The sequence below is a fragment of the Paenibacillus sp. FSL H8-0122 genome, from assembly GCF_038005345.1.
GTDB lineage: Bacteria > Bacillota > Bacilli > Paenibacillales > Paenibacillaceae > Paenibacillus_AQ.
The window spans coordinates 748494-772501 of sequence record NZ_JBBOTB010000001.1; the positions used below are offsets into that span (position 1 = coordinate 748494).

The 24008-nt window shown below is 52.6% G+C and carries 20 protein-coding genes; 16 read left to right on the forward strand and 4 right to left on the reverse strand.

Annotated elements, in window-relative coordinates; translation table 11 throughout:
- Nucleotides 1-33 precede the first annotated feature (33 nt).
- Both bglX and NSS64_RS03370 read right to left on the reverse strand, forming a co-directional pair.
- On the reverse strand, nucleotides 34-2268 hold the full coding sequence (bglX, locus tag NSS64_RS03365) for a beta-glucosidase BglX (RefSeq protein ID WP_341139216.1): 2235 nt from the start codon (nucleotides 2266-2268) through the stop codon (nucleotides 34-36).
- On the reverse strand, nucleotides 2237-5590 hold the full coding sequence (locus NSS64_RS03370; RefSeq protein ID WP_341139217.1) for a GH36-type glycosyl hydrolase domain-containing protein: 3354 nt from the start codon (nucleotides 5588-5590) through the stop codon (nucleotides 2237-2239). The genes bglX and NSS64_RS03370 overlap by 32 nt, the downstream gene beginning before the upstream one ends.
- Before the next feature lie 387 nt (nucleotides 5591-5977).
- On the opposite strand from NSS64_RS03370, the gene NSS64_RS03375 reads away from it, so the two are divergent.
- The 5 genes from NSS64_RS03375 to NSS64_RS03395 all read left to right on the forward strand — a co-directional run bounded on the left by NSS64_RS03375 (nucleotide 5978) and on the right by NSS64_RS03395 (nucleotide 11514).
- Nucleotides 5978-6913, forward strand: a complete 936-nt coding sequence (locus NSS64_RS03375) for an ABC transporter permease (protein WP_036725975.1) — start codon at nucleotides 5978-5980, stop codon at nucleotides 6911-6913.
- Nucleotides 6914-6940: 27 nt separating this feature from the next.
- Nucleotides 6941-7837, forward strand: coding sequence for a carbohydrate ABC transporter permease (locus tag NSS64_RS03380; RefSeq protein ID WP_340938624.1), 897 nt, complete (start codon nucleotides 6941-6943; stop codon nucleotides 7835-7837).
- A gap of 77 nt (nucleotides 7838-7914) precedes the next feature.
- Nucleotides 7915-9486 carry a DUF3502 domain-containing protein gene (locus tag NSS64_RS03385; protein WP_341139218.1) on the forward strand — a complete coding sequence of 524 codons (1572 nt, stop codon included), beginning with the start codon at nucleotides 7915-7917 and terminating at the stop codon, nucleotides 9484-9486.
- Between the two features lie 65 nt (nucleotides 9487-9551).
- Complete coding sequence (locus NSS64_RS03390; RefSeq protein WP_340938627.1) at nucleotides 9552-10574, forward strand: LacI family DNA-binding transcriptional regulator; 1023 nt, start codon at nucleotides 9552-9554, stop codon at nucleotides 10572-10574.
- A gap of 43 nt (nucleotides 10575-10617) precedes the next feature.
- Nucleotides 10618-11514, forward strand: a complete 897-nt coding sequence (locus tag NSS64_RS03395) for a sugar phosphate isomerase/epimerase family protein (protein WP_341139219.1) — start codon at nucleotides 10618-10620, stop codon at nucleotides 11512-11514.
- Between the two features lie 72 nt (nucleotides 11515-11586).
- On the opposite strand, the gene NSS64_RS03400 is transcribed toward NSS64_RS03395, so the two are convergent.
- On the reverse strand, nucleotides 11587-11766 hold the full coding sequence (locus NSS64_RS03400; protein ID WP_341139220.1) for a hypothetical protein: 180 nt from the start codon (nucleotides 11764-11766) through the stop codon (nucleotides 11587-11589).
- A gap of 338 nt (nucleotides 11767-12104) precedes the next feature.
- On the opposite strand from NSS64_RS03400, the gene NSS64_RS03405 reads away from it, so the two are divergent.
- The 3 genes from NSS64_RS03405 (at nucleotide 12105) to NSS64_RS03415 (ending at nucleotide 14251) form a co-directional block, all read left to right on the forward strand.
- Nucleotides 12105-12527: a hypothetical protein gene (locus NSS64_RS03405; protein ID WP_076079411.1), complete on the forward strand. Its 423-nt coding sequence runs from the start codon at nucleotides 12105-12107 to the stop codon at nucleotides 12525-12527.
- 126 nt (nucleotides 12528-12653) lie between these two features.
- Complete coding sequence (locus NSS64_RS03410; RefSeq protein ID WP_341139221.1) at nucleotides 12654-12929, forward strand: hypothetical protein; 276 nt, start codon at nucleotides 12654-12656, stop codon at nucleotides 12927-12929.
- 134 nt (nucleotides 12930-13063) lie between these two features.
- A complete protein-coding gene (locus NSS64_RS03415; protein ID WP_341139222.1) occupies nucleotides 13064-14251 on the forward strand; it encodes a hypothetical protein in 1188 nt (395 codons plus the stop codon).
- Nucleotides 14252-14366: 115 nt separating this feature from the next.
- Here the strand turns inward: NSS64_RS03415 and NSS64_RS03420 are convergent, their stop codons facing one another.
- Entirely contained in the window at nucleotides 14367-14675 is a 309-nt protein-coding gene (locus NSS64_RS03420; protein WP_341139223.1) for a hypothetical protein, read from the reverse strand.
- A 187-nt stretch (nucleotides 14676-14862) separates the two neighbouring features.
- On the opposite strand from NSS64_RS03420, the gene NSS64_RS03425 reads away from it, so the two are divergent.
- From NSS64_RS03425 to NSS64_RS03460, 8 genes are all read left to right on the forward strand, one after another.
- Nucleotides 14863-15180, forward strand: coding sequence for a hypothetical protein (locus tag NSS64_RS03425; protein ID WP_341139224.1), 318 nt, complete (start codon nucleotides 14863-14865; stop codon nucleotides 15178-15180).
- A gap of 114 nt (nucleotides 15181-15294) precedes the next feature.
- The gene (locus NSS64_RS03430) at nucleotides 15295-16074 is read left to right on the forward strand and encodes an SDR family NAD(P)-dependent oxidoreductase (RefSeq protein ID WP_341139225.1); all 780 of its coding nucleotides are present in this window, start codon (nucleotides 15295-15297) and stop codon (nucleotides 16072-16074) included.
- 415 nt (nucleotides 16075-16489) lie between these two features.
- Nucleotides 16490-16756 (forward strand): hypothetical protein, encoded by a 267-nt coding sequence (locus NSS64_RS03435; RefSeq protein WP_076079418.1) that lies wholly within the window; start codon nucleotides 16490-16492, stop codon nucleotides 16754-16756.
- 264 nt (nucleotides 16757-17020) lie between these two features.
- Nucleotides 17021-17980: an ABC transporter permease subunit gene (locus NSS64_RS03440; RefSeq protein WP_083685112.1), complete on the forward strand. Its 960-nt coding sequence runs from the start codon at nucleotides 17021-17023 to the stop codon at nucleotides 17978-17980.
- An 11-nt stretch (nucleotides 17981-17991) separates the two neighbouring features.
- Nucleotides 17992-18858, forward strand: a complete 867-nt coding sequence (locus NSS64_RS03445) for a carbohydrate ABC transporter permease (RefSeq protein ID WP_341139226.1) — start codon at nucleotides 17992-17994, stop codon at nucleotides 18856-18858.
- 99 nt (nucleotides 18859-18957) lie between these two features.
- Nucleotides 18958-20544: an extracellular solute-binding protein gene (locus NSS64_RS03450; RefSeq protein WP_341139227.1), complete on the forward strand. Its 1587-nt coding sequence runs from the start codon at nucleotides 18958-18960 to the stop codon at nucleotides 20542-20544.
- Between the two features lie 50 nt (nucleotides 20545-20594).
- A complete protein-coding gene (locus NSS64_RS03455; protein ID WP_341139228.1) occupies nucleotides 20595-22211 on the forward strand; it encodes a response regulator in 1617 nt (538 codons plus the stop codon).
- A complete protein-coding gene (locus NSS64_RS03460; RefSeq protein WP_341139229.1) occupies nucleotides 22208-23983 on the forward strand; it encodes a cache domain-containing sensor histidine kinase in 1776 nt (591 codons plus the stop codon). The genes NSS64_RS03455 and NSS64_RS03460 overlap by 4 nt, the downstream gene beginning before the upstream one ends.
- Nucleotides 23984-24008 lie beyond the last annotated feature (25 nt).

Genomic DNA, 24008 nt, shown 5'->3' on the forward strand with positions numbered 1-24008 from the left:
GGCGCTATTTGTTATGTCTATTGGTTAATAGGGTCAGCCGATCCAGATCCGCTGCGTGCTATGGTCGCTGGAGCTTGCGCCGAGCATAATATCGAAGTCTCCAGGCTCGAACACGAGCTGATCCTCCTGGCCGTAGAACATCAGCATGTCTCTGGTGATCTCGAAGGACACCGTCTGCTTCTCATGCGGGGCAAGGGTAATCTGCTTGAAGCCCTTCAGCTCTTTGCCGGGACGGACCACACTTGCGGTAACATCGCGGATATAGAGCTGAACGGTCTCCTTGCCGGTAACCTCCGAGGTGTTCTCCACCTGGATGGAGGCAAGCACCTTGCCGTCTGCCGCAGCTTCTACCGTAAAGCCGCTGTAGGCAAACGTAGAATAGCTCAGGCCGTAGCCGAAGCAGAACAGCGGATCATTCGGAATATCCAGATAGCGGGTTACATAACGCACATTCGGATACTGGGGATCATAAGGGCGTCCTGTCTGATAAGCGTTATAGTACACCGGAATCTGTCCCACGGAGTAAGGGAAGCTCATAGAGAGGCGTCCGGACGGGTTATAATCGCCGAACAGCACATCTGCAATGGAATTCCCCGACTCCGTGCCGAGGAACCAGGCCTGTACCAGCGCGTCACTTGACTCAAGCACTGGCGCAAGCTCCAGCGGACGGCCGCTGAACACAATGGTGACCACCGGCTTGCCGGTTGCCTTGAGGCGGTGGATCAGCTTCTCCTGATTGGCGGACAGCCGCAGGCTGGCTTTGCTGCCGCCTTCCCCGGTATCCTGCTGATTCTCGCCGACTGCGGCCAGAATGACATCGCAGTCCTTCAGCTGTTCGTAAGCCGCTTCGGAAGCATCCTCCACATCGAATACACCCTCCAGCATGCTTCCCAGCTCGCCGGTCATGGCTGTGAGCAGGTCCGCTGCCGGGATTTTGCCGGTGATGCCGGTGTAGAGGGAGACCGCCGGGTCTTTCTCGGTACCGGCCCAGCCTCCAAGAACATTGATCGAGGTAGCGAAGGGACCGGCGAGGCCGATCTTCATGCCGCGCTTCAGCGGCAGGACTCCGCCTTCGTTCTTCAGCAGAACGATCGAGCGGGCGCCCATCTCGCGTGCCGCCTGAAGGTGCTCAGGACTTGGCTTATCGGCTTCGTCAGCTACAGGGTCGGCATCCTTGAACGGATTGTCGAACAGGCCGAGGGCATCCTTAAGCTCCAGTACCCGCGTAACCGCTTCGTCGATGAGGCGGAGGTCGAGCAGACCTTCCTGGACCAGCGAGGCAGCATGGTTCAGATAGTGGGTGGACATCATCTCTATATCAAGTCCCGCTACCAGGCTCTTCAGGGCAGCTTCACGTCCGTCTTGCGCTGCGCCGTGGGGCACCAGCTCGTTCACGGAGTTGAAGTCGGCGATGGTTACGCCATCGAAGCCCCATTCCTCGCGGAGAATACCGCGCAGGAGCTTGCTGTTGCCGCTGGACGGAATGCGGTCAATGGTATTGAACGCAGCCATCACCATAGCGACACCGGCATCTACTGCCGCCTTGTAGGCTGGCAGATAGAACTCGCGGAGTACGCCGGTGGACATGTCCACCGTGTTATATTCACGGCCGCCTTCAGGCGCGCCGTAGCCGGCGAAATGCTTCACGCAGGCAGCGATCCGCCCCGGCTCCTTCAGGTCCTTGCCCTGGTAGCCCCGGACCATGCTCTCAGTCACCCGGGCGTTCAGGTAAGGGTCCTCACCGGAGGTCTCCATGACCCGGCCCCAGCGCGGATCGCGTACGAGGTCGGTCATCGGAGAGAAGGTGAGGTGAATGCCGGCGGCAGCGCTCTCCCGCGCAGCTACTTCAGCGAACTGCTCACAGGCATCAAGATCGAAAGAACAGCCCATAGCGAGCGGAATCGGCAAAATGGTCCGGTAGCCGTGAATGACATCGGCCATGAAGATCAGCGGGATCTTCAAACGGCTGGATTCCAGATGCCGGGTCTGCAGCTCAATGACATTCCGTGCGCCGATGCCGTTCAGAACGCTTCCGATGCTTTTGATTACCTGCGGCTCGATATTAAGTTCTTTGAATGGACCCGTCAAATCCACGGTATCATCCAGACCCCAATAGTATGGACCAAGCTGGGTAAGCTGGGCTAACTTCTCGTCTAGTGTCATATCGTTCACGAGATCCTGGATAAACGGTTTAGTCATGGCTAACTCCTTCGTAAGCGTACTGAAAGTTATTGTGTTACATAGATATGCAGCTGATATGCAGCTCATCGCCGGGCAGGCTCAGCAGGTGATTCTTAGCAATGCTTACCGCGCCCGGGCGGTATGGATTCGGTAGAACCTGGCCGGTAACAGCAACGCCTGCTGCCTGCACTTCCGGGGTGCGGGCCTCACCTTCGCTGATGTGATAGACGAAGGTAATCTTTTTGCCGAAGCACTCATAAGTGAAGCGCAGGCCGTCAAGGCTGGCCGGAAGGACCGGATCGATAATCAGCTCTTCTTCACTGAAGCGGATACCCAGAACGGCTGAGATCAGCTGATTAAGATAGATCCCGGGACCGCTGGAGTACAGCCGCCAGCCGCCCTTCACTTCTACGCTGCCGTCACGCAGTTGGTCGAAGTTCTCCTGATAGCTGTAACGGTCAGGGAAGTCGCCGTCCGAGCTGCTGAAGTACATGTTACTCTGGCGCAGCTGGGCATTAGGCACACTCTGCCGGATGTTGATCGGGTTGATCTGGAACAGGCCATCCCAGGCACGCTTCGCTTCGCCCAGCTTGGCGGAAGCTTCAATATAGCGGATATGGGCATGTACATATTGCAGGCTGATCTCACGGCCGACGCTGGCTGCTTGCTCCGCACGGCGGAAGATGGTACTTACGCCGCCTTCATAGCGGGCAGGACGGTCCATCAGGCGCACGCCGTCCGGGCAGTTCAGGTGCTCGTCGATCAGGCGCAGGTTCTCTGCCGCCTGATCCGGAGTAACCAGCTCCGCAATAATACTGCGGGTCATAGGTAGTAACCGGTAATGAATGCCGGTCTCTGTATCCAGCGGGTGAAGCATATAATCAATGCTGCCGTCCTCCTGGAAGTAAGCGAAGCCGGCAATGACTCCATCCTTGATCAGGAGCGTACGGAATGATTCCTTCATGTCTTCGGCCATAGCCGCCAGGCTTGCAGAGAATTCAGAGTCCGCCGAAGTCACCTGGGACAGGTTGCGGATCACCTGGAAGGCGAGTGCGACCGTCCATGCGCTGACCAGCTTAGTCTTGAGAGCTTCATTGGCTGGCTGCAGGGTGTCATCCCAGTCGCCGCCAGCATAGTTGATCAGAGACGTACCCGGTACGAAGCGTTCACGGATGGTCTCTACTGCAGCCTTCACATGTTCGAGGACCGTCTCGGTCTGCTGGCTTGGCTGAGCATCTGCCAGATGGTGATAGCCGATTTCTTCGTTAAGAATCGCGTAGTCTCCGGTAGCCATGATGTAATCGCTGATGCATTTCAGCGGCCAGAGCACTACGTCGCCATGCCATTCATGGGCCTGGACCGGATGTTGGTCGAACATGAACCATTGCGGCCATTCCTTGCTCTCCCACAGCTGATGCGAATAGATCTTCAGCAGAACGCTGCGGGCCAGCTCATAATGCTGGGTCATCAGGAAGTATTCCATTGGCCCCTGGCAGACATCGCGTGTGCCCCAGGCTGCTCCGCCCGGCTGCTCAAGGCCATGCGGCATGATGAAGTGCGTCATTGCATTATGGGTGTACCACCATGCGGTCTCATTCAGAATGTCGATCCGTGACTGCTCTGTGCCGTCAATCTGGAGCTGGAAGCCGGAAATGAACGACGAGTAGAACTCATGGAACAGAGCCTGCTCCTTCTCCTGGGTGTAAGGCGACACTAGCGGAAGAACATCCGATGTTGTAAGTCTGCCCTGTATTACTAGCTGGAAGCCACCTGACTGTGTAACAGAAATTGTCAGCAGTGTACCGTTGCGCGGCTGTTTGTCCGCATAGAACACCCGGTCATCACTGTACGTATATGCGGTTCCCGGCAACTGGATATCGAAATGGAGGCCGGGATATGGAAGCTTGTGAACAGATGCCTCATCGGGAAGAATCTGCAGGATGCCATCCTTGGACTCCACTCTTACCGGGTGCCGGAATTCATGCTCGCCCATAACCAGCTGGTTCGTGATCAGATAATCATAGGATCTGCCCAGCTTCGACTGTACCTGAAGCGCGACATCCGGCTGGCCTGCTGCTGCGATCGAAGTCACGGTCAGCACATCGTCTTCAAGCTGATAATGCCATTTCGCAAAATTCACGCCCATCTCGTAAGCCGCCGGCAGCGTAAGAATCCGGTAAACCCCGTCCATGCGGACATAGATCCGCTGACCGCTATTGTGCTGAATATTCAGCAGGCCGCGCGGCGTGGAGAGCCCTTTATGGAAAGAGGTATTCCCCACCACGGTCTGCCCGTTGAAAAGACCGTACATATAGTTAGTGGAGGAGATCAGGTTGTTATCTACCTGCTTGTCGCCCAGCAGCGAGGTGATGATATGGCCATGCGGACGTTCCACCAGCAGCTCCTTAGGCTGCAGCACCACATGGACATGCCCGTCTGTGAAGAAGGACAGCAACTGGCCGTTCTGGGTCTCCTCAAGCTTCCGGTTAGGGAAGGCGGCATCAATCTCGGCCTGTGACCACTGTGGGGAGACATAAGGCTTGCCGATATCGTCACTCAGTACAGGAACATCCCGGCTTGGCACGGCATCCTTGCCGTTCCAGTCGATCTCTGCATAAGCTGCCTGCAGCTCAGCCTGGAATTCAAGCTCTGTAACTGCAGACGGATGATTCGGACGGAACAGGCCGTAGAAGGCGAACTCAGCCGGAGCCGACAGGACCATCTTCTCGGTCTGGAGTGCGGTATAAGCCAGCTCGTATTGATAATTACGGTTCTGCAGATTGCCGTTCAGCGCCTCCGGCACATAGCTTCCTTTATAGGAAATGCCGAAGAACTGCATACCATCTGTGGAATAGCCTACAGCCCGTGAACCGACTACACCCTGCTGGAGATAAGGGAAGTCCGTTCCCTGCGGCTGGTTCTGGCGCGAGCATACGGTGTAGCCCTGCGGGCCTTCCCAGATGCTGTGATCCAGATATTGGCTCATGTACAGCTCATTGGCGAGAATGCCGCCTTTGTCAGCAATGCCCACATCCTGCCCATACACTACATCTACAGTCTCACCGTTGCCGGAGAGCTGAAGCTGCCAGAACCAGATGCCGTCCTTGGCCGGTGCGAAGGTAACGCGGTAGCTGATTGCTTCTATAGAACCTTCAAAAATCAGTTTGTCATCTGTACGGGACAGCTTGGAGCCCGACGCAATACCCAGCAGCGGATAGCTCTGGATTCCTTGCTCCGTATATACGCGCAGATAAATATTATTGGAAGAGCCGTCTGCCGGATTACCCTGGAACAGATTAATAAGAGTGGAGCCCTGCGTGAATTCAAAAATATCTCCTGTAGGCAGGAATGTATACGACAGGTCATCCCGGGTTAAGGTAATCATGTTCATTTGTTGTTTGAATATCATATCGAGCCTCGCTTTCCAGTGCTTGTGTTAGGACATGAAATCGATCAGAACGGGGGAATTCATCATCAGATGTCACAAAAAAGGGCTGACATGTCCATGTAAAGAATAAATAGAAACGTTTCCATAGGCGATACATTTCGAGTGTAGACTTTTGACGGAAAAAAGTCAATTATCTATAAAAAAACCGGCTTTTTATATATTATGCTCAGTTAAATGTAAAATTATTACTTGTTATTTGAAAATAAAAAATGTTTGACAGCGTATACAAGGAAGGAGTATGCTCTGAGCAAGGGGAAACACAAAGAAATAATGGAAACGTTTCTATATGGTCGAAAAGGGTTAAGTTAGTTGCAGTAGAATGCAATGTTTAATTTGGAGGTGGGTTCATTGGCAAGATTTGTACAATCGGGCGGAAATGTTGTCCGGGAATTATTGAAGAACAAAGTGTTGTATCTCATGCTGCTGCCTGTCATTGTGTATTTTGCTGTGTTTCATTATGCGGTAATGCCTGGCGCGTACGTTGCATTCGTAGATTACAAGCTCAACAAAGGGATCTTTGGCAGTGACTTTATCGGACTCAAGAATTTTGAGTTCCTGATTCAGAACGGAGACCTCTGGAATATCACCAAGAATACTTTGCTCTACAATCTGGTGTTCCTTGCACTGGGTAACATCATCCAGATTGTATTTGCCATCATGCTGTCGGAGATTGCGGGCAAGTGGTTCAAGAAGATCTCCCAGTCGGTTATTCTGCTTCCGAATTTCATCTCGATGGTTATCGTCGGCGTATTCGCGTATAACCTGTTCAATTTCAACTCCGGGTTTATCAATACGATGCTTACTAGTACGGGCTTAGACAAGATTGAGTTCTACTCCGACGCTGGAATCTGGAAATACATCATTGTAGCGTTCAAGATCTGGGCAAGTACCGGTTACGGTATGATTGTCTATCTGGCAGCTATAACGGGGATCAATCATGATCTCTATGAAGCAGCCTATATGGACGGCGCCACTACCTGGCAGCGTATCCGTTATATGACTCTGCCGATTCTGAAGCCAACCTTCATTCTGCTCCTCCTGTTCGGTATGGGCGGAATTCTCAAAGGCTCCTTCGATCTCTTCTACAATCTCATTGGAACAAACTCCGTGCTGTATCCGCAGACGGATATTATAGATACGTATGTCTTCCGGTCGCTCGTGGGACAATTTAACTTCTCCATGGGTGCTGCTGTAGGCTTCTACCAATCCTTATTCGGTCTGGTTCTGGTGCTTGTCGTTAACTTTATTGTGCGCAAGGTTGAACCGGATAGTGCGTTGTTCTAAGACAAGATAAGAAACAGGGGTGTTAATATGGCAAGTAATACTATTAAACAGGATTCAGGGAGCATTTTCATTAAGGTGATCAGCTACATTTGCATCTCCGTATTTGCCCTGTTCTGTGTGTTTCCTTTTGCGCTGATGATCTCCTCCTCCTTCATGAATGAGCAGGAGATTATCCGCGAGGGGTACAAGCTGATACCGAATGAGGTGTCTTTCAAGGCCTATGAATTGTTGCTCAGTAACTCCTCCAAGCTGGTGGATGCTTATCAGGTAACGATCTTTATCACAGTTGTCGGTACGGTGCTCGGGCTGTTCATGATGTCCATGGCCGGATTTGTCCTGAACCGCAAGGATTTCAAATACCGTAACTTCTTCTCCTTCCTGATCTATTTCACCACCTTGTTCAGCGGAGGATTGATTCCGACTTACATCCTGATGGTTAAGCATCTGCACCTCAAGGACAATCTGTTCGCCATGATCCTGCCGGCGGTGGTAGGGGCGTGGTCGATCTTCCTGATGCGTAACTTCATGAAGGCGATCCCGGATTCCCTGTATGAATCAGCGACGATTGACGGCGCAGGCGATTTCCGCATCTACTGGCGGATCTTCATGCCGCTGGCGGTTCCGTCACTGGCAACAATCGGACTGTTCTCGGCACTGGGCTTCTGGAATGAGTGGTACAACGGAATGCTGTACATGGACACTCAGAGCAAGTTCCCGCTCCAGTACTTCCTGCAGCGCATGATCAACCAGGCGAATATGGGCAGTCTCATCAACTCGGGGGCGGTCATTAATACAGCTGATCTGCCGACCCAATCGATCAAAATGGCTACAGCCGTGCTGGCCACAGGCCCGATCATTCTCCTGTATCCATTCATTCAGCGTTACTTCGTAACCGGTCTTACCATCGGTGCTGTCAAGGGTTAATGGACCCCTGCTTATTGTAGGGTGTTTGTTATAGATGCAAAATCCATAATATAGAAAAGAAAAGGGAGGCTTACCGAATGAAAGGTAAAAAGATTGCTTCTTCTCTAGCTGCTGTCCTCATGCTTACTGGAGTGCTATCCGCTTGTTCGTCAAGCAATAATGCAAATGGAAATACGGGTTCGTCGAATACTCCATCCTCTTCCACTAATTCCGGAGGCGTAGACACTTCTAAGGAAGCGAAGCTGACGTACTACCTGTGGGGCAGTGAGGGAGTTACCAATAAAGACATTCTGGCTGAGATTAACAAGAAGCTTAAGGCCGATCTGAATACTACGCTTGAAATCAAATATATTGACTGGGGAGACGTAGCGACCAAGTATCCGCTGCTGTTCGCTTCCGGCGAATCGTTCGATCTGTCGCATGCTTCTCCGGGTGCTCCTGTGTCCTACTACACCCTGGCTACTGAAGGCGCGCTGACTGACATTACCGACATGCTGGACAAGGTAGCGCCTAAGCTGAAAGCGGAGATTCCAGAATCCTCCTGGCAGAACACCAAGGTGGATGGCAAAATCTACGGCGTACCGAGTCTGTTCAGCGAATATACGCCTGCCGGTTATGCTTATCGTACCGATCTGCTGAAGAAATACGGTATGACTGAAATTAAGACAATCGATGATATGGTTAAATACATGGATAATGTAGTGGCCAAGGAATCCTTCCCGCCAATTAACGGTAAGGCTGAGGATGCACAGAACATGTACAGAATGCTCGTAGATACTACAGGCATGTGGCTGAACGCACCTGGGATCTCGCTTAATGAATTGAACCTGGTCACTAAGAGCCCAGAGGATTACAAGACTGTATTCCATCCGGCCTTCACCCAGGAATTCGAGGATTGGGCTGTGAAAATGCGTGAGTGGGGCGACAAGGGCTACTGGGGCAAAGACGTTCTGTCCGCTTCCCTCGGCAGCAAAGACAACTTCAGAGCCGCGAACTCTGCGGGTTATCTGACTCATGCCCAGGACTGGATCGGCCAGTATGGCGGAGATATCAAGGCGCTGCCTGATGCTCCTACAGCTTTCTATACTTTTGCTGAAGCCAACAAGAAAATCAAACGTAAGATGGGTGTAGACAACTCAACCGTTATCAGCGCCAATTCCAATAATCCAGAGCGCTCTCTGATGGTTATTGAGAAATTCATGACGGATGAAAGCTACTACAACCTGATGCAGTACGGTATTGAAGGCAAGCACTACGTTATTGAAGATGGTGTGAAGAAACAGCCTGCAGGCTTCAATGAAAAAACAGACGGCGGCGGCTTCTCAGCTTGGTCGCTCAGAAATGACAAGTTCGTGATTCCTAGTGATACTGAGAACCCGGTCCGTAAAGACCTGTTCGCTGCATGGGATAAAGAAGCGATCGATGATCCGTACAACGGCTTCAGCTTCGACCCGGCTAATGTAACTACCGAAATTGCTTCGATCTCGAACGTGAATGCACAGCTTGGTATTCAGCTCATGCTGGGTAAAACAAATAAAGATCCAAAAACGGCTGTAGCAGAATACCGCGATCAGCTGAAAAAAGCAGGAGTTGACAAGGTCATTGCCGAAGTAGAGAAACAATTGGCAGAATTTACACCTGTTAACTAAAAGAATGTATAGGTTACAGGGGAGCTATATCTTATAGCTCCCTTACCTATAAATGGGGGAGTAGAGTGGACGTAAACATTAAGGATATCGCGAGGATATCCGGTGTCGGCATCTCAACAGTATCCAGAGTCATTAATAATAAGGGGCTGGTGAGCGATGCCACCCGGGAGAAGGTTCTGAGTGTCGTCAAGGAATATAACTATATTCCCAATTCCAATGCCCGAAATCTGAAAACAACCCAATCCAAAAATATTGCACTTATGGTTAAAGGGATTACTAACCCGTTTTTCTCCATTATGATTAAGGAGATTGAACGTCAGGTCAATCTGCGCGGCTATCCATTTCTCATCCATCAGGTAGAGGACGGCACCGATGAGATCAACGCTGCTATTCAGCTGGTGAAGGAGAAGAATCTTAGCGGAATCATTTTCATGGGCGGTACCTATAATCACTCCGAAGAGAAATTCAAGCAGTTAACGGTTCCATTCGTACTCACGACCATCACTACCTCACAGGAAGTGGACCCGTCCATCTTCTCAAGCGTAACGATCGATGAATCCAAGGAAGCCTATAAGGCAACCTCATATTTACTTTCACTTGGACACCGAAACATCGGCTTTCTCGCCAAATCCCCTTTACTGGAAGACACCACAGGCAGCCGCCGCCTTCTTGGCTACAGGATGGCGCTGGAAGAACATAACATACCTTATCATTCGGGATTCGTAGAGGATTGTGAATACAGTCCAAGCTCGGGCTTCAACGCTGCACGCAGACTGCTGAACCGTGACAGAACCGTAACCGCTATCTTTGCGGCCTCCGATACGATTGCGATCGGTGCGGCCAAAGCTGTGCTTACCGCAGGCTTATCTATCCCCGATGATATTTCGATCATCGGCTTCGACGGTATTGAGATGGCCGAATACTATCATCCTGCGCTGGATACGATCAGCCAGCCGGGCACCGAAATGGCACTGTCCAGTGTGGGCGTGCTGTTCGACCTGATTACCAAACATTCCCCCCATCAGCATATTGTCTATGATGCGGTATTGCTCAAACGGGGCTCATGCAAGATGATTAAGGGCCGGTAACAGCAGGGCGCTGACTATAAAACTAACTGGAGATGACAAAATCATGCAAGATTCACTAAGAATAGGAACGCTTGTACGCGGCGGCGAAGCCGTCCAAGTTATTCCGCAGATTGTGGAGCATGGCTTCGAATCCTTTCAACTGAATTTCTGGCAGACGGTTGGCGATACCGATCTGGTGGAGACGGCGGCACGGATTCGGGAGCTGGCTGCTGAACATCACTTCGTGATCTCATCTGTCGGGATCTATGGTAATCCGCTTGGCGGCGGGCCGGAGGCCGAGACGGAGGCGACCTTGGCGGGCTGGGAGCAGCTGATTGAGCACGCTCACTTGTTCGGGACGGACATTATTGGCGGCTTCACCGGACGGCTGCCCGGCTCGTCGATTGACGAATCGCTTCCGAGATTCGCCGAGGTGTTCAGCGAATTGTCGAAGCGGGCGGCAGATAAGGGTCTGCGGATTGCTTTTGAGAACTGTGCGATGGGCGGGAGCTGGCAGAAGGGTGACTGGAATATCGCCCATAACCCTACAGCTTGGGAGAAAATGTTCAACGCCGTTACAGCAGACAATCTCGGGCTGGAATGGGAGCCTGCCCACCAGCACACCGCGCTGATTGATCCGATCCCGCAGCTGCGCAAATGGGTGGATAAGATCTTCCATGTCCATGGCAAGGATGCGACGATTGCCTGGGACATAGTCAAGGAGTACGGAATTCATGGTCCGAAGCCTTATGTGTGGGACCGGACGCCGGGCTTCGGGGATACGAACTGGACGGATATTATCACCATTCTCCGGCAGGGCGGCTATCAGGGCACGATTGATATTGAAGGCTGGCATGATCCGGTCTACCGGGACGAGCTGGAGATGACAGGCCAGGTTCATGCGCTGAATTACCTGAAGCATTGCCGGGGCGGCAGTATGATACCAAATCCGGTTGTATGAGTATACAAGAAAGACCTCATGATTCACATCTGCGGATGTGGCCGTGAGGTCTTTTTGGTTGTAGTTATGTGATTAGATGAATCGCTTGATGGTCCAATAGGGGACGGTGAAGGGCCCTTTATTCGTTTCAATATGCAGTGCATCTGCGGAATGATCGATTTGGCATACTCCGGTGTACGTTTCTCCGCTGATCAAATGCACGCGCTGGCATAGATTGGAGAGAAGTGCATGCTGAATATCCTGTTTAATCATACCCTTCACTTCCTCCTCGAATGCAGTATGCTTCTAAATCTCTGTACTTATTATTAAACACGGATAGGAGATTTTAACAGCAAAATTGGTTACAGTTTTGTACCATTTCTTATATACATTCGGCTGATGGAGGTATATTGTTAATAGCGCTGTCTGAAGAGGTGGAAGCGCTATGAGTGATAGTCATGGATTCAAATTGGATTATGCAGGCTGGCCAAGAATGTTTAGGATGAATAATAAATGTGTTATTATATGTGTATACTTCGACACAACTAAGTGCGTGTAAGAATAATCTTAGCATATCAAGGTAAAAGTAGAAGGGGAGGTCGATAGCCCATATGAATACCATTCGTCACAAGGCGGTGCATTCAATGACAAGTGATCCTAAGAACATCACAACCTCAATGATAAACTTTGCCAAAAATAATGTACTCTCGATTACAGAATTGACTCGTAAAAATAAGCTGTCAGAAATACTCGAAACCTTTAATGATCAAAAAAGTGAAGAAATCTTCTTAGTGAAGAGTGGCCGTCAGAGGGACTCCATGGGTGCGATAATTAACGTGGAATTTCTGACTGAATTACTTCAACTGCGTGATAAGTATTACGAGGCCATGGATAAGGCAGTAGAAGCTACAGCCTTACAGCGGCTGGAAACCTTCGAACCTAACGTCTCTTTGGCACACGCTTTAGATGAGATCGGTGTAACGGATATAAATCTTCAGGAAATTCAAGATATGGCGGATGAATTGGAGATATAGTTGATGCAGCCATCCTAAATAGAGAATAAATTACAGCAGTTACTTGCCGATACTAATGTTGAAGTTGTTTTAGGATCAGGTGCGCTTAATGATTTAAAGAGCTACCGAAAAGAGATCACCACCATATTGGCCTTAATCTATAAGCAGGCACTGAGAGGGCCGCTGATCAAACCTGATGGTTACGGCGAACCTCTTATTGGAAAGCTGTTGGGTTTTACAAAAATAAAACCCAAAGCAATGGCGTTGCGGATTGTTTACAGACCGGTTCTGCAGTCTAATGGAATGATTCGTATGGAGATTATTGCTATAGGTCCTCGTGATAAAGATAAGGTATACAATTGGGCAGATGAACGAGTCGAATCCTTTAAAACTGAAATGAGCAAAGAAGAGACAAATGAATAGGCTGCATTCTGTTACTTTAGTGACGGAATGCGGTCTTTTTATATCATGTGAAGCAGAAGCTCTGGTTACAATACTCATTTGCCTTCGGAGTGGCATTCTGTGGAGAGGGTATATATATGTAGGAGGTGTTACCGATGAATAGAACGACCAGATTACAGCAGATAACCGTAACTCTTCTTACCGCAGGTCTAGTTACCCTGTCAGGCTGGGGGACGGCGGCTTCCCCGGTTCAGGCGGCGGCAGCTTCGGCACCGGCACCGGCCTGCGGGACTGGAGATCACGGTCTGCTTCAGGATTTGCAAAAGGCGCATAGCGGAGCTGACAGCGTTCCGCTCACCTTCTCGGATGTGGATTTTCTGAACGCGAATACCGGGCGCGCAGCCGGGAACGGCTTCCTGATCGGTACTTCGGACGGCGGCTGCCATTTCCAGAAGATTTATGAGGGGCAATGGAGCTTCCAGCAGATCGATTTCCCGGATAATGTCCATGGCTGGGCACTTGCCGCGGTTAAGGACGGACAGGCTAAATATCTGTTAAGAACGGCAGACGGCGGCTCTACCTGGACAAGGCTGTCTAACCAGGCAGTAACCTTTGAACGGATAGAGTTCCTGGACAGCAACCAGGGCTTCGGCTACAACCGCGCATCTACATATTATACGAAGGATGGCGGGGAGAGCTGGAGTCTGATCAAGACGCCTGCCAACACACGCGGAGCGGAATTCACCAGCAGGAATAACGGCTGGGCTGTGGTAGTTGTTCCCGGGAGCGGCTATCGGGTAATGAAGACAACTAACGGCGGAGCAGCCTGGAAGCAGGTACTTAGTGCCTCCACCCCTGAGGCGAATTACGGACAGATCTACGCCAAGGGCAGTCAGGTGTATGCGCTGCTGTACGGCGGGGCCGGCATGTCGCAGACCTCGTATTCCCTCTACGGCAGCTCTAACTCCGGCGGCAGCTGGACCCGGGTGATTGCCCAGGAGACCGCGGGCGGCGGTCCGGCTCCGGGCAGCGGCGCAGCCGTAGCGAAGAAGGGCCCCGCTTCGGGCACCCCCGGCAATATGGTGCTGATCGGTACACAGACTGCCTTCCTGGCAGGGTACCAGCCGGCAGCGGAGCAAGTGGGCATCGGGCTCACCAAGAACAACGGACAGAGCTGGAAGAATCAGCAGACCGTTCCCGGCTTCGAAGGAACGATCTCGTTCACCGATGCCAACCAGGGCTGGCTGGCGGTCAAGGATTTGAACAGCTCCACCCTCTACGTGACTAAGGATGCAGGTGCTACCTGGACAGCACGGTTTTCTTTTGAGACGGCAGGGCGGTAGGTTGTCCGTAAGATAATGGCGAATGACGCAGGAAAGAATGAATGACGAAGATGAATGACAAATGACAAATGACGAAGGTCAAAGGCAAAGACAAAGACAAAGACGGGTCTTCTCCCTATGGGGGCGGGCCCGTCTTGCTTGTTGTAATAGGAGCAATCAGCCCACGAGCCGCTCGCCGTCCCGTTGTAATCGGTTTTTCGATTACAATCGGCCCACGCGCCGCTCCTCGTCCCGTTGTAATCGGTTTTTCGATTACAATCGGCCCACGCGTCGCTCGCCGTCCCGTTGTAATCGGTTTTTCGATTACAATCGGCCCACGCGCCGCTGGCCGTCCCGTTGTAATCGGTTTTTCGATTACAATCGGCCCACGCGCCGCTGGCCGTCCCATTGTAATCGGTTTTTCGATTACATTCGGTGCTCGCAAGCAGGCCCGGCCTGAATGTATGCGAAAAACAGCATACGTTGTGTTCGGCTGAAACGATACCGTCCTTTTAAATGGACGGTATCGTTTCTATTGTGGTGCAGCAGAAGGACAGGTATTGTGGAGACAATGTTAGCTTTGGTGTAATACTTGTGATTAGCGGGTAATGGGATAGCATAGGGGGTGAAGTATGGTCAGACCCGTTAGAATACTCTGGATCAGCGCTGTAGTGGTGAATATCATAGGATTGGCCCTCTTTCTGTTACAGACGAGCCCGGGGTTCAGCCAAGGGTTTATCCTGGATATCGTAAATATAATGCTAACGCAGATCTTAGGCATCCCCTCTGCGATTTTGGTTGTTGCATCGCTTTTTCTGTTGAAGTACACAAGGAAACCGCCAGGCTGGGCAGGGTACACAGGAATCTTCATCATGATAGGGGCGTTACTGTGGATTGGGGGATATTTTCTGTTTTTTGCAGGGCTGATGATATTCGAGAACGTCCGGTAAAAAATACTTTACTGATCGTTCTCGAATGTGCTAAGATGCTGGTACGAGGCAGATTATTTTTTTGACTATAGTAGAACGAACGGTCTCAAATAAAATAGATGAGGAGTGTTAACGATGGGGAAGCTTGACGGGAAGGTTGCATTGATTACTGGAGGGAATAGCGGGATTGGGCTGGCTAGTGCCAGGTTATTTGTGGCGGAGGGCGCCAGAGTGGTCATTACCGGCCGTAATCCGGTATCTCTGCAGGCGGCGGTAGAAGAGCTGGGTGCGGAGCACGTAGTTGCTGTCCAGGCGGATGCGACTGATCCGCAGAGTGCGGTGAAGGCTGTGAATTCAGCAATAGAGGCCTTCGGCAGACTGGATGTGGTCTATGCGAATGCAGGAATCGCGGGCTATACACCGCTGGGCAGCACAGAGCTTGCCACCTTCGAGGAAGTGCTCCGGGTCAATGTGACCGGTACCTTCTTCACCGTCCAGGCTGCACTGCCTCATCTGAAGGCTGGAGCTTCAGTCATTCTGACCGGCTCCGTGTTAGCCAAGGCCGGAAGACCCGGCAATTCCGCCTATGCCGCCAGCAAAGGAGCGGTCAGCAGCATGACGAAGGTGCTGGCCTCCGAGCTGTCTCCGCTGGGCATCCGGGTCAACAACATCGCGCCCGGCGTAACGCGCACTCCGATCTGGGGCGAGTCGGCGATGGATAACTGGAAGCAGGTCGAGGCAGGCATGGCACTGTCGATTCCGCTGGGCCGCGCGGGTGTACCCGAAGAGATCGCTAAGGTAGCACTGTTCCTGGCCTCCGAGGATTCGTCATATATCCAAGGCGCAGATATTGCCGTAGACGGCGGGGCCGGAAGCTCTCCGCTGGGCGCACCGATATACCGCCAGAACGCATAAGGATGGAAAGTGGCAGGAAGAGTGGCTAGTGGCAGGAAGCACCTTGAGGGGTGCTTTTTTGCGTTAAGAGTGAAGCAAGGGCAAAAGAGTGGGAGTATATCTGATTTCACCGGACGCAAGCTGAAAGAGTATATGAGTAGTCCGAAATGTATGCGAAAAACCGAATACAATTTGTTTGCCGGCATTCACCAGTGTGATAAATACCTATGCCAAAGTGAATGGAGTGTTCAGACTAGTCGGAGTCAGCAGCATGAGCGGAGGACATATAGATGAGACTTTTTATTGAAGATTAGATTCCAATAAGAGGTAAAAGGTCTGTGCTGTCGAATAAGAGAATAGATATACAGAGTGAAAAGTTCGCATGTAAGGCTAGTGTTGTGTAAACGCTCACAATAGATGCAGGAGGCGAATCAGGATGGACGGAAGCAAATCGTTGATCTATCAAATTCTCAAGACGATTGAAGAGGGCAAAGAACCGGTACTGGAGAACCTGGAGGGTGTGACGGTCGGGGGCTTCCACAGTGCACTCGAACAGATTGTGGAGAACAAACTGGCGAATAACATCAGCTTCTCCCTCAGCGGTAAAGGTAAGAAGGCGGTCCGCGTCGCGAATACAAGCGGCTCTAAACTGACTGCGCAAGGCGTTAATTATATTCATGTTCAGGACAGCCGCAGCTTCTAGCTCATCCTGATCTTGGAAGAACCGATACTACCCGAACACCCGCAGACTGGAGATGGGTCTCCTGCTGCGGGTGTTTTTTGATGTGGGCAGAATGTGATTTACACCAGCCTTCGGATAACCCGGACCGGTCCGGGTGAACCCGGTTACAGTTGAATAACCGTCCCTCACAATCGGATTTTGCCTTATGGCCTGCAGTACCGTTACTTATAATGAACTTAAGACAGCGGCGGCCGAGCAGGCAGCCAAGGAAGGAAGAGAAGAGTGATGAAACTTCGGATTAAGGAGAGTCAGAACGGCTTGCCGGCAATACCGGTCAAGACCGGGGGCCTGGGGAAGACACTGCGCAGGGACTGGTTCCTGTATGCGATCCTTGTGCCTTTTGTATTATGGTATATCCTGTTTGCCTTTAAGCCGATGTACGGGCTGCAGATTGCCTTCAAGGATTACAGCGTTTTTCAGGGCATCGCGGGCAGTCCGTGGGCAGGCTTCAGCCACTTTGAAGCATTCCTGCAGAGTGATTACTTCCTGCGGGTGCTGAAGAACACGCTGCTGATCAGCTTGTACAGCCTGTTATTCGCATTTCCGGCGCCGATCCTGCTGGCATTGCTGCTTAATGATGTGAAGAACGCCATGTTCAAAAAAACGGTGCAGACCATTACTTACCTGCCCCACTTTATCTCTGTTGTCGTTGTGTGCGGCATCGTAACCAATCTGCTTGCACCCGGCAACGGGATCGTTAACCTTCTGCTGGAGCAGCTGGGCTTCGAGAAAATTTATTTCCTCGCCGTGCCGGAGTATTTCCGCACCATCTTCGTCTCGATGGGCATCTGGCAGGAAATGGGCTTCTCTGCCATTATCTATATTGCAGCGCTGGCAGGCATCAATACGGATCTGTATGAGGCAGCGGTGGTAGACGGAGCTAATAAATGGAAGCGTATGCTAAATGTGACCCTGCCGGGAATTCTGCCTACGATCATGATCATGCTGATTCTGAAGATCGGCAGTCTGCTGGAGGTTGGCTATGAGGCGATTATTCTGCTCTATCAACCTGCAACCTACGAGACGGCAGACGTCATTAACAGCTATGTCTACAGGGAAGGGATCTTGAACGGCCGTTACGACATGGCTACAGCAGTCGGATTATTCAACTCGGTTGTGGGCCTGCTCCTCATTGTAATCTCTAACCGGCTCAGCAAAAAATACACCGGCAACGGTCTCTGGTAGGTGAAGAAATCATGACAGAAAGCCGCGGCGAAAAGCTTTTTTACCGCTTCAATTATGTATTCCTGACGCTTCTGATGATCATTGTCCTGTTCCCTGTACTCTATGTGCTGTCCGCTTCCTTCAGTTCTCCGGATGCGGTGGTGTCAGGCCGGGTGATTCTGTTCCCCGTCGAGCCGACACTGGACGCTTATAAGGCGGTCTTCCGGGAGCCGACCATTTGGCTCGGGTACGCCAATACGCTCTTTTATACTGTCGCAGGTACACTGGTCAGCATGGTACTTACGATCTGCGGTGCATACAGCTTGTCTAAGCGCAGGCTCAAAGGCCGGAAGGCGATCAATCTGATGATATCCTTCACGCTTGTCTTCAATGCGGGCATTATCCCTATCTATATGAACTTCCGCAGCCTGGACATGCTCGATACGCGGAGTGCAATCATCTTCGGCTTCGCTATTTCGACCTTTAATGTTATTATCCTGCGCACCTTCTTCCAGTCTGTTCCCGAAGAGCTGGAGGAGGCAGCCCGCATTGACGGGGCGAGCGAGGCCACCATTCTGCTGCGGATTATGCTGCCCTTGTCCAAGGCTGCCTTGGCGACAGTTACGCTCTTCTATGCGGTGGGGCGCTGGAACGGATACTTCTGGGCCATGGTGCTGCTGCGCAGTGAGGACAAGGTGCCGCTGCAGGTGCTGCTGAACCGTCTGGTGGTACAGATGAAGCCGAGCGATTCCATGATGGTCACGGACAGCTCCTATCTGATTGCAGAAACGGTCATCTACGCCACGATTGTGGTTGCCGTTCTTCCGATGATGCTCTTCTATCCGTTTATCCAGAAGTATTTCGTACACGGAGTCATGATCGGCTCCATCAAGGGCTGAAGCCAGTAGCGGTGCCGCCAGGGAAGCCTTGACCGGAGGCGTACTTGTTTGCATAGAAAAGGGATAAGATATACTAGATAAAAGGGAGGATTATTGTACATGAAAAAGATGAAAAGCCTGCTGCTTGCACCAGCGCTTATGGCCGTCCTGGTATCAGGCTGCGGCGGCAACGAGGGGGCAGCCCCATCCCCGTCAGCGAATGATTCAGGAGCTTCGCCTGCCGCCTCTGCTTCACCGGCAGCAAATGTGGAACCGCGAAACCTTAACTTCTATTATTATAGCCAGGCGCTTCAGATTAACGGCGATTTGCCGATTTTTCAGGAAGCGGCCAAGGCTACCGGCGTCACACTGAAGAATGTAGCTCCGACCGGAGGCGACGATGCCCAGGCGTGGAATCTGCTGCTCGCTTCGGGTGAACTGCCTGATATTGTGGCTTACCAGCTGTCCGGACTTAATAATATCGCTGTTCAGGGCGCGCTTGTGCCGCTGGATGATCTGCTGGCCGAGAATGCTCCGAACTTCAAGGCGTTCCTGGACGGGAACAAGGCGGTTAAGAGTGCCATCACTGCCTCAGACGGCAAGATTTATGTCGTGCCGTTCGTGTCTGACGGGGAAGCCCAGGAGGGCTGGTATATCCGTCAGGATTGGCTCGACAAGCTGGGGCTGAAGGCTCCGGCAACGGTTCAGGAGTACTACGAGGTGCTGAAGGCGTTCCGTGAACAGGACCCTAACGGAAACGGCAAGAAGGACGAGGTGCCTTTCTTCTCCCGCAATGCTACTTCCGGCTTCGCTTCCCTGTTTCCGCTGTGGGATGCCTCGCTGTCCTTCAAGCTGAAGGACGGCAAGATCGTATACGGGCCGAACGAGCCGGAGTATAAGACGGCTGCGACCGAGACAGCCAAGTGGTACAAGGAAGGGCTGATTGATAAGGAGATCTTCACCCGCGGCAATACCGCACGTGATATTCTCTTTGCGAATGATACCGGCGGTTCTGTACATGACTGGTTCGCCAGTACCGCCAATTACAACAATAAGCTCCAGCCGACTCTGCCGGATTTCTCGCTGCGTCCTATCGCACCTCCGGCCAGCATTTCCGGCAAGGTATTTGAAGTAACCAAGCGCAATCCGCTGGGCAACGATGCCGGCTGGGCGATTTCAGCGAATGCCAAGGACCCGGCGGCTGTACTGCGTTATATGGATTTCTGGTGGACTGAAGAAGGACGCCGTCTGCATAACTTTGGAATCGAAGGCGAAACGTACACGGTGGTGGACGGCAAGCCGGTATTCACCGAGAAGGTATTGAATGAGCCTGCTGTAGTCGATTATCTGATCAAGACCACCGGTGCCCAGTTGACGATCGGCGGACATCAGGATTTCGCCTACGAAGAGCAATGGACGAATAAGATCGCTCTGGAAGGCGTGAAAATGTATGTGGACAATAACTACTTCGCCCCGGAGTACCAGGTGCCGCAGCTGAACTTCACCCTGGATGAGGACAAGAAGATTAAGGAGCTGTTCCCGCCGATCGAAACCTATGTGATGGAAACTTCGCAGAAGTGGTTCATGGGTGGAGAGGCAGTGGAGGGCAGCTATGACGCATTCGTTCAGCAGCTGAAGCAGCTGAAGCTGGATGAAGTACTGGAAATCTATAATACGGCTTACGCGCGTTATCTGGAACAACAATAATCAGTTCCGCCTCCTCCGGCCGGAGGAGGCTTTTGAAGGAGGAGGCACCTATGATCAAGCGGACATATACCATGGTCGTAATTGATGATATCCGCGCTGTCGTGAACGGGATCTCCCGGGATATGGACTGGAGCGAACTGGGGATAGACATCGTGGGCACGGCATCCAGCGGCGAGGGAGGTCTGGCGCTCGTGAAGAAGAAGCTGCCCGATATCATTGTGACGGATATCCGTATGCCCAGGCTGAGCGGCATTGAGATGATGCGGGAGCTGCGGCCGCAGCTCCCGCAGGCCAAATTTATCTTCATCAGCGGCTATTCCGATTTCGATCATGCGCAGGAAGCGCTTCGTCTGGGCGCCTTCGATTATATCCTTAAGCCCTTCACGCCGAGGCAGCTGGCCGAAGTGGTGAAGAAGGCTGCGGAGGAGCTGGAGAGAGAGCGGCAGCACAGCGAGGAGCTGAGCGACATGCAGCAGAAGCTGCGGGAGAGCATGCCGTTATTGCGCCAGGAATACCTCAGCCTGCTGGTCCGCTTCTCGGCCCAACCGGAGACGCTGCGCAGGCGCTGGGAATTTCTGCAGATGGATATGCAGTCCTCTCCGCTCGCCGTCGTGGTGCTGGAGATTGACCATTTCGTACAGAAAAGCGAGGAGATTCCGGTTAATGATGCGGAGCTGCTGCGGTTTGCCGTGCAGAACATCGTAGAGGAGACTGTGCTCCGGGTGGCCAAGGGAACGCTGTTCCGCGAATCGGTTCACCGCTTCGTGCTCATTGTCAACACAGGGGACGGGGCCAGCGCACTGGGAATCGCCGAGGAATGCCGGGAGAACGCCGAGCGTTACTCCAAATGCACGGTCTCGGCAGGCGTAAGCCGGACGGTTCAGGAGCTGGATGAGCTTCCCGTTGCCTATCAGCAGGCGGTAGAGGCACTAACCTACACCTTCTATACCGGCGGCAACAGTGTATTCTTCTGGGAGCATATCACGCAGCGCCCCGAGGTGCTTCCGCGTCCTGATGCCGATCTGGAGAAGGAACTGGTCTATGCGCTGCGCTCCGGTAATGCCGGGCAGGCCGAGAAGTTGCTGCTGATGCTGCTGGAAACTGCCGGGAAGACAGAAGCCCTGCCTTCGCCGGACAGTGCGAAGGCGCTCTGTGTAGAGCTTGCCGCTCTGATCCGCAATGCGGTGTCTGAACTGGCCGGGAGTCCGGAGCTGACCGAGCTAATGAAGGCATTGACCTCGCCCCGCGCGGTGCTGAGCGATCTGCGCGAATCGCTGAAGCAGCTGTGCAAGCTGAGCTGTGCGCAGGTCCAGTCCCGGCTGCAATTCAGTGCCCAAGAGGCGATTCAGGCGGCTATCCGCTACATTCGTGAGCATCTGCATCTCAATCTGCTGGTCGGCGACTATGCTGCCCATGTTCACCTGAGCACCAGCTATTTCTCCAACCTGTTCAAGAAGGTGACCGGGCTCTCTGTCGGCGCTTTCGTCATCCAGGAGAAGATGGAGCAGGCCAAGCTGCAGTTGGCCGGTGACCGGCCCATCGCCGAAATTGCCGAAAGCCTCGGCTATGAGGAGCGCTCCTATTTCAGCGATGTCTTTAAGAAAACGACCGGCATGACGCCTACGGAATTCCGGGCGGCCTATGGGCCCAGACAGGGCAACGGATGAGAAAGCCGATTTTGCGGACATTCCTGCACAATTCCACCTTCAAAACCAGGCTCTGGATCGGCATTGTGTCCATCGTGATTCTGGCGATATGGGTTACAGGCGTCTCCTCACAATACCTGGCTTCGCGGCTTCTGGAGCGCAAGACGGCAGAGCTCAGCCAGATGATGATCGGCAAATCGGCCCAGGCGCTGGAGGAGAAGCTGCGCAAGGTCCGGCTGTCGGTCCTGACCTTTATGATGAGTCCGCCCTTCGAGGATATTCTCCGCGCCTCGCCGGGAACAGAGGCCAGCTACTATTCTTATTTCGCGCTGAACAACGCGCTGCAGGTGCCCCTGGTCCAGATGCAGCTAATCGAGCCATCCATTGATTCGGTGCTTGTGTCCACGCCCATTGGTGAATTCTATTCTGTCACCGGGGCGAAGCGGACGAATCTGGATTTCGCGGACACTCCGCTAAGCCGGATTATGCAGGAGAAGACGCTGCCGCTCTGGGTTCCGGCCCACCGTGACGGGCTGTTCGAGAACAGCGGCCGTGTCCTCAGCCTGCTGATTGAGCCGATCTCGGCCTATCGGGGAACCGATGTGCAGGTGGTCGTCAATGTGCGGGAGTCTGCCATCAAGGAATATGCCGAGACGAATGTGGTCGGCGACAGCGGAAGCATTGCAGTCATTGACGCAGCAGGTAATCCGGTGATGGATGAGCATTCCCGCTTCGTGGCCCCCATGCGGGAAGCGGCCTTCCAGAGCGAGGTTAACACAGGGCGCAATCATTTTGAATACAGGTTCGAAGGGAAGGAATATCTGGTCAATTGGGCCAAGGTGACCTTTCCCGATAATTGGATGATCTTCTACTTCCAGCCCAAGGCTGTGCTGCTGAAGGATATCCGTTACATGTGGTGGGCCACACTTATAATCGTTTTCGCTCTCATTCCGCTGGCACTGATTCTGTCGAAGTGGATGACCGGCCTGCTGATCCGCCCTCTCTACCGGCTGCAGCGTCTGATGTCCAGAGCCGGTGACAATGATCTCTCCGTGCGCTTCTCCAGCGATTACAAGGATGAGGTGGCACAGGTGGGCGAACGTTTCAACATCATGCTGGTCAAAATTGAGCAGCTCATCCAGAACGTCACCGAGGCGGAGAAGCAGAAGCGCGTCTCTGAGGTCAAGGCGCTACAGGCGCAGATTGATCCTCATTTTCTCTACAACACCTTAAATACGATTCTCTGGAAATCGGAATCCCGCAAGCAGGAGGATGTGAAGGAGATGATTGTCTCCCTGTCCCAGCTGTTCCGGCTTGGGCTTAATAACGGCCATGATCTGACAACCGTAGCCAAGGAAGTAGATCATGTCACCCGTTACTTAAGCCTACAGCAGCAGTGCTACGAGGAGCTGTTCACCTATGAGATTACGGTGGAGGAGGGGCTGGACGAGCAGCCGCTGCTAAAAATCCTGCTCCAGCCCCTGGTGGAGAACTCGATTCTCCACGGATTCAGGAGTGAAGGCCATACCGGACGGATCATCATCCGCGTGTACCGGGAAGGGACCTTCATCGTCTGTAAGGTGGAGGACAACGGGGAAGGCTTCGACAAGGAGCGGGTAGAAGCCGGACTTGTCTCAGCAACCGGGCAGGAGCATGGCGGCTACGCTCTGCGGAATGTCTACACCCGGCTGCGCCTGCACTATGGGGACAAAGCCGTAATGGAGCTGGAGAGCGAGCCCTACAAGCTTACCGCCGTAACCCTCCTGTTTCCGGGAGAGTATGAAGATAACTAAAGCAGCGGCGGAGAAGCCGCGCCGG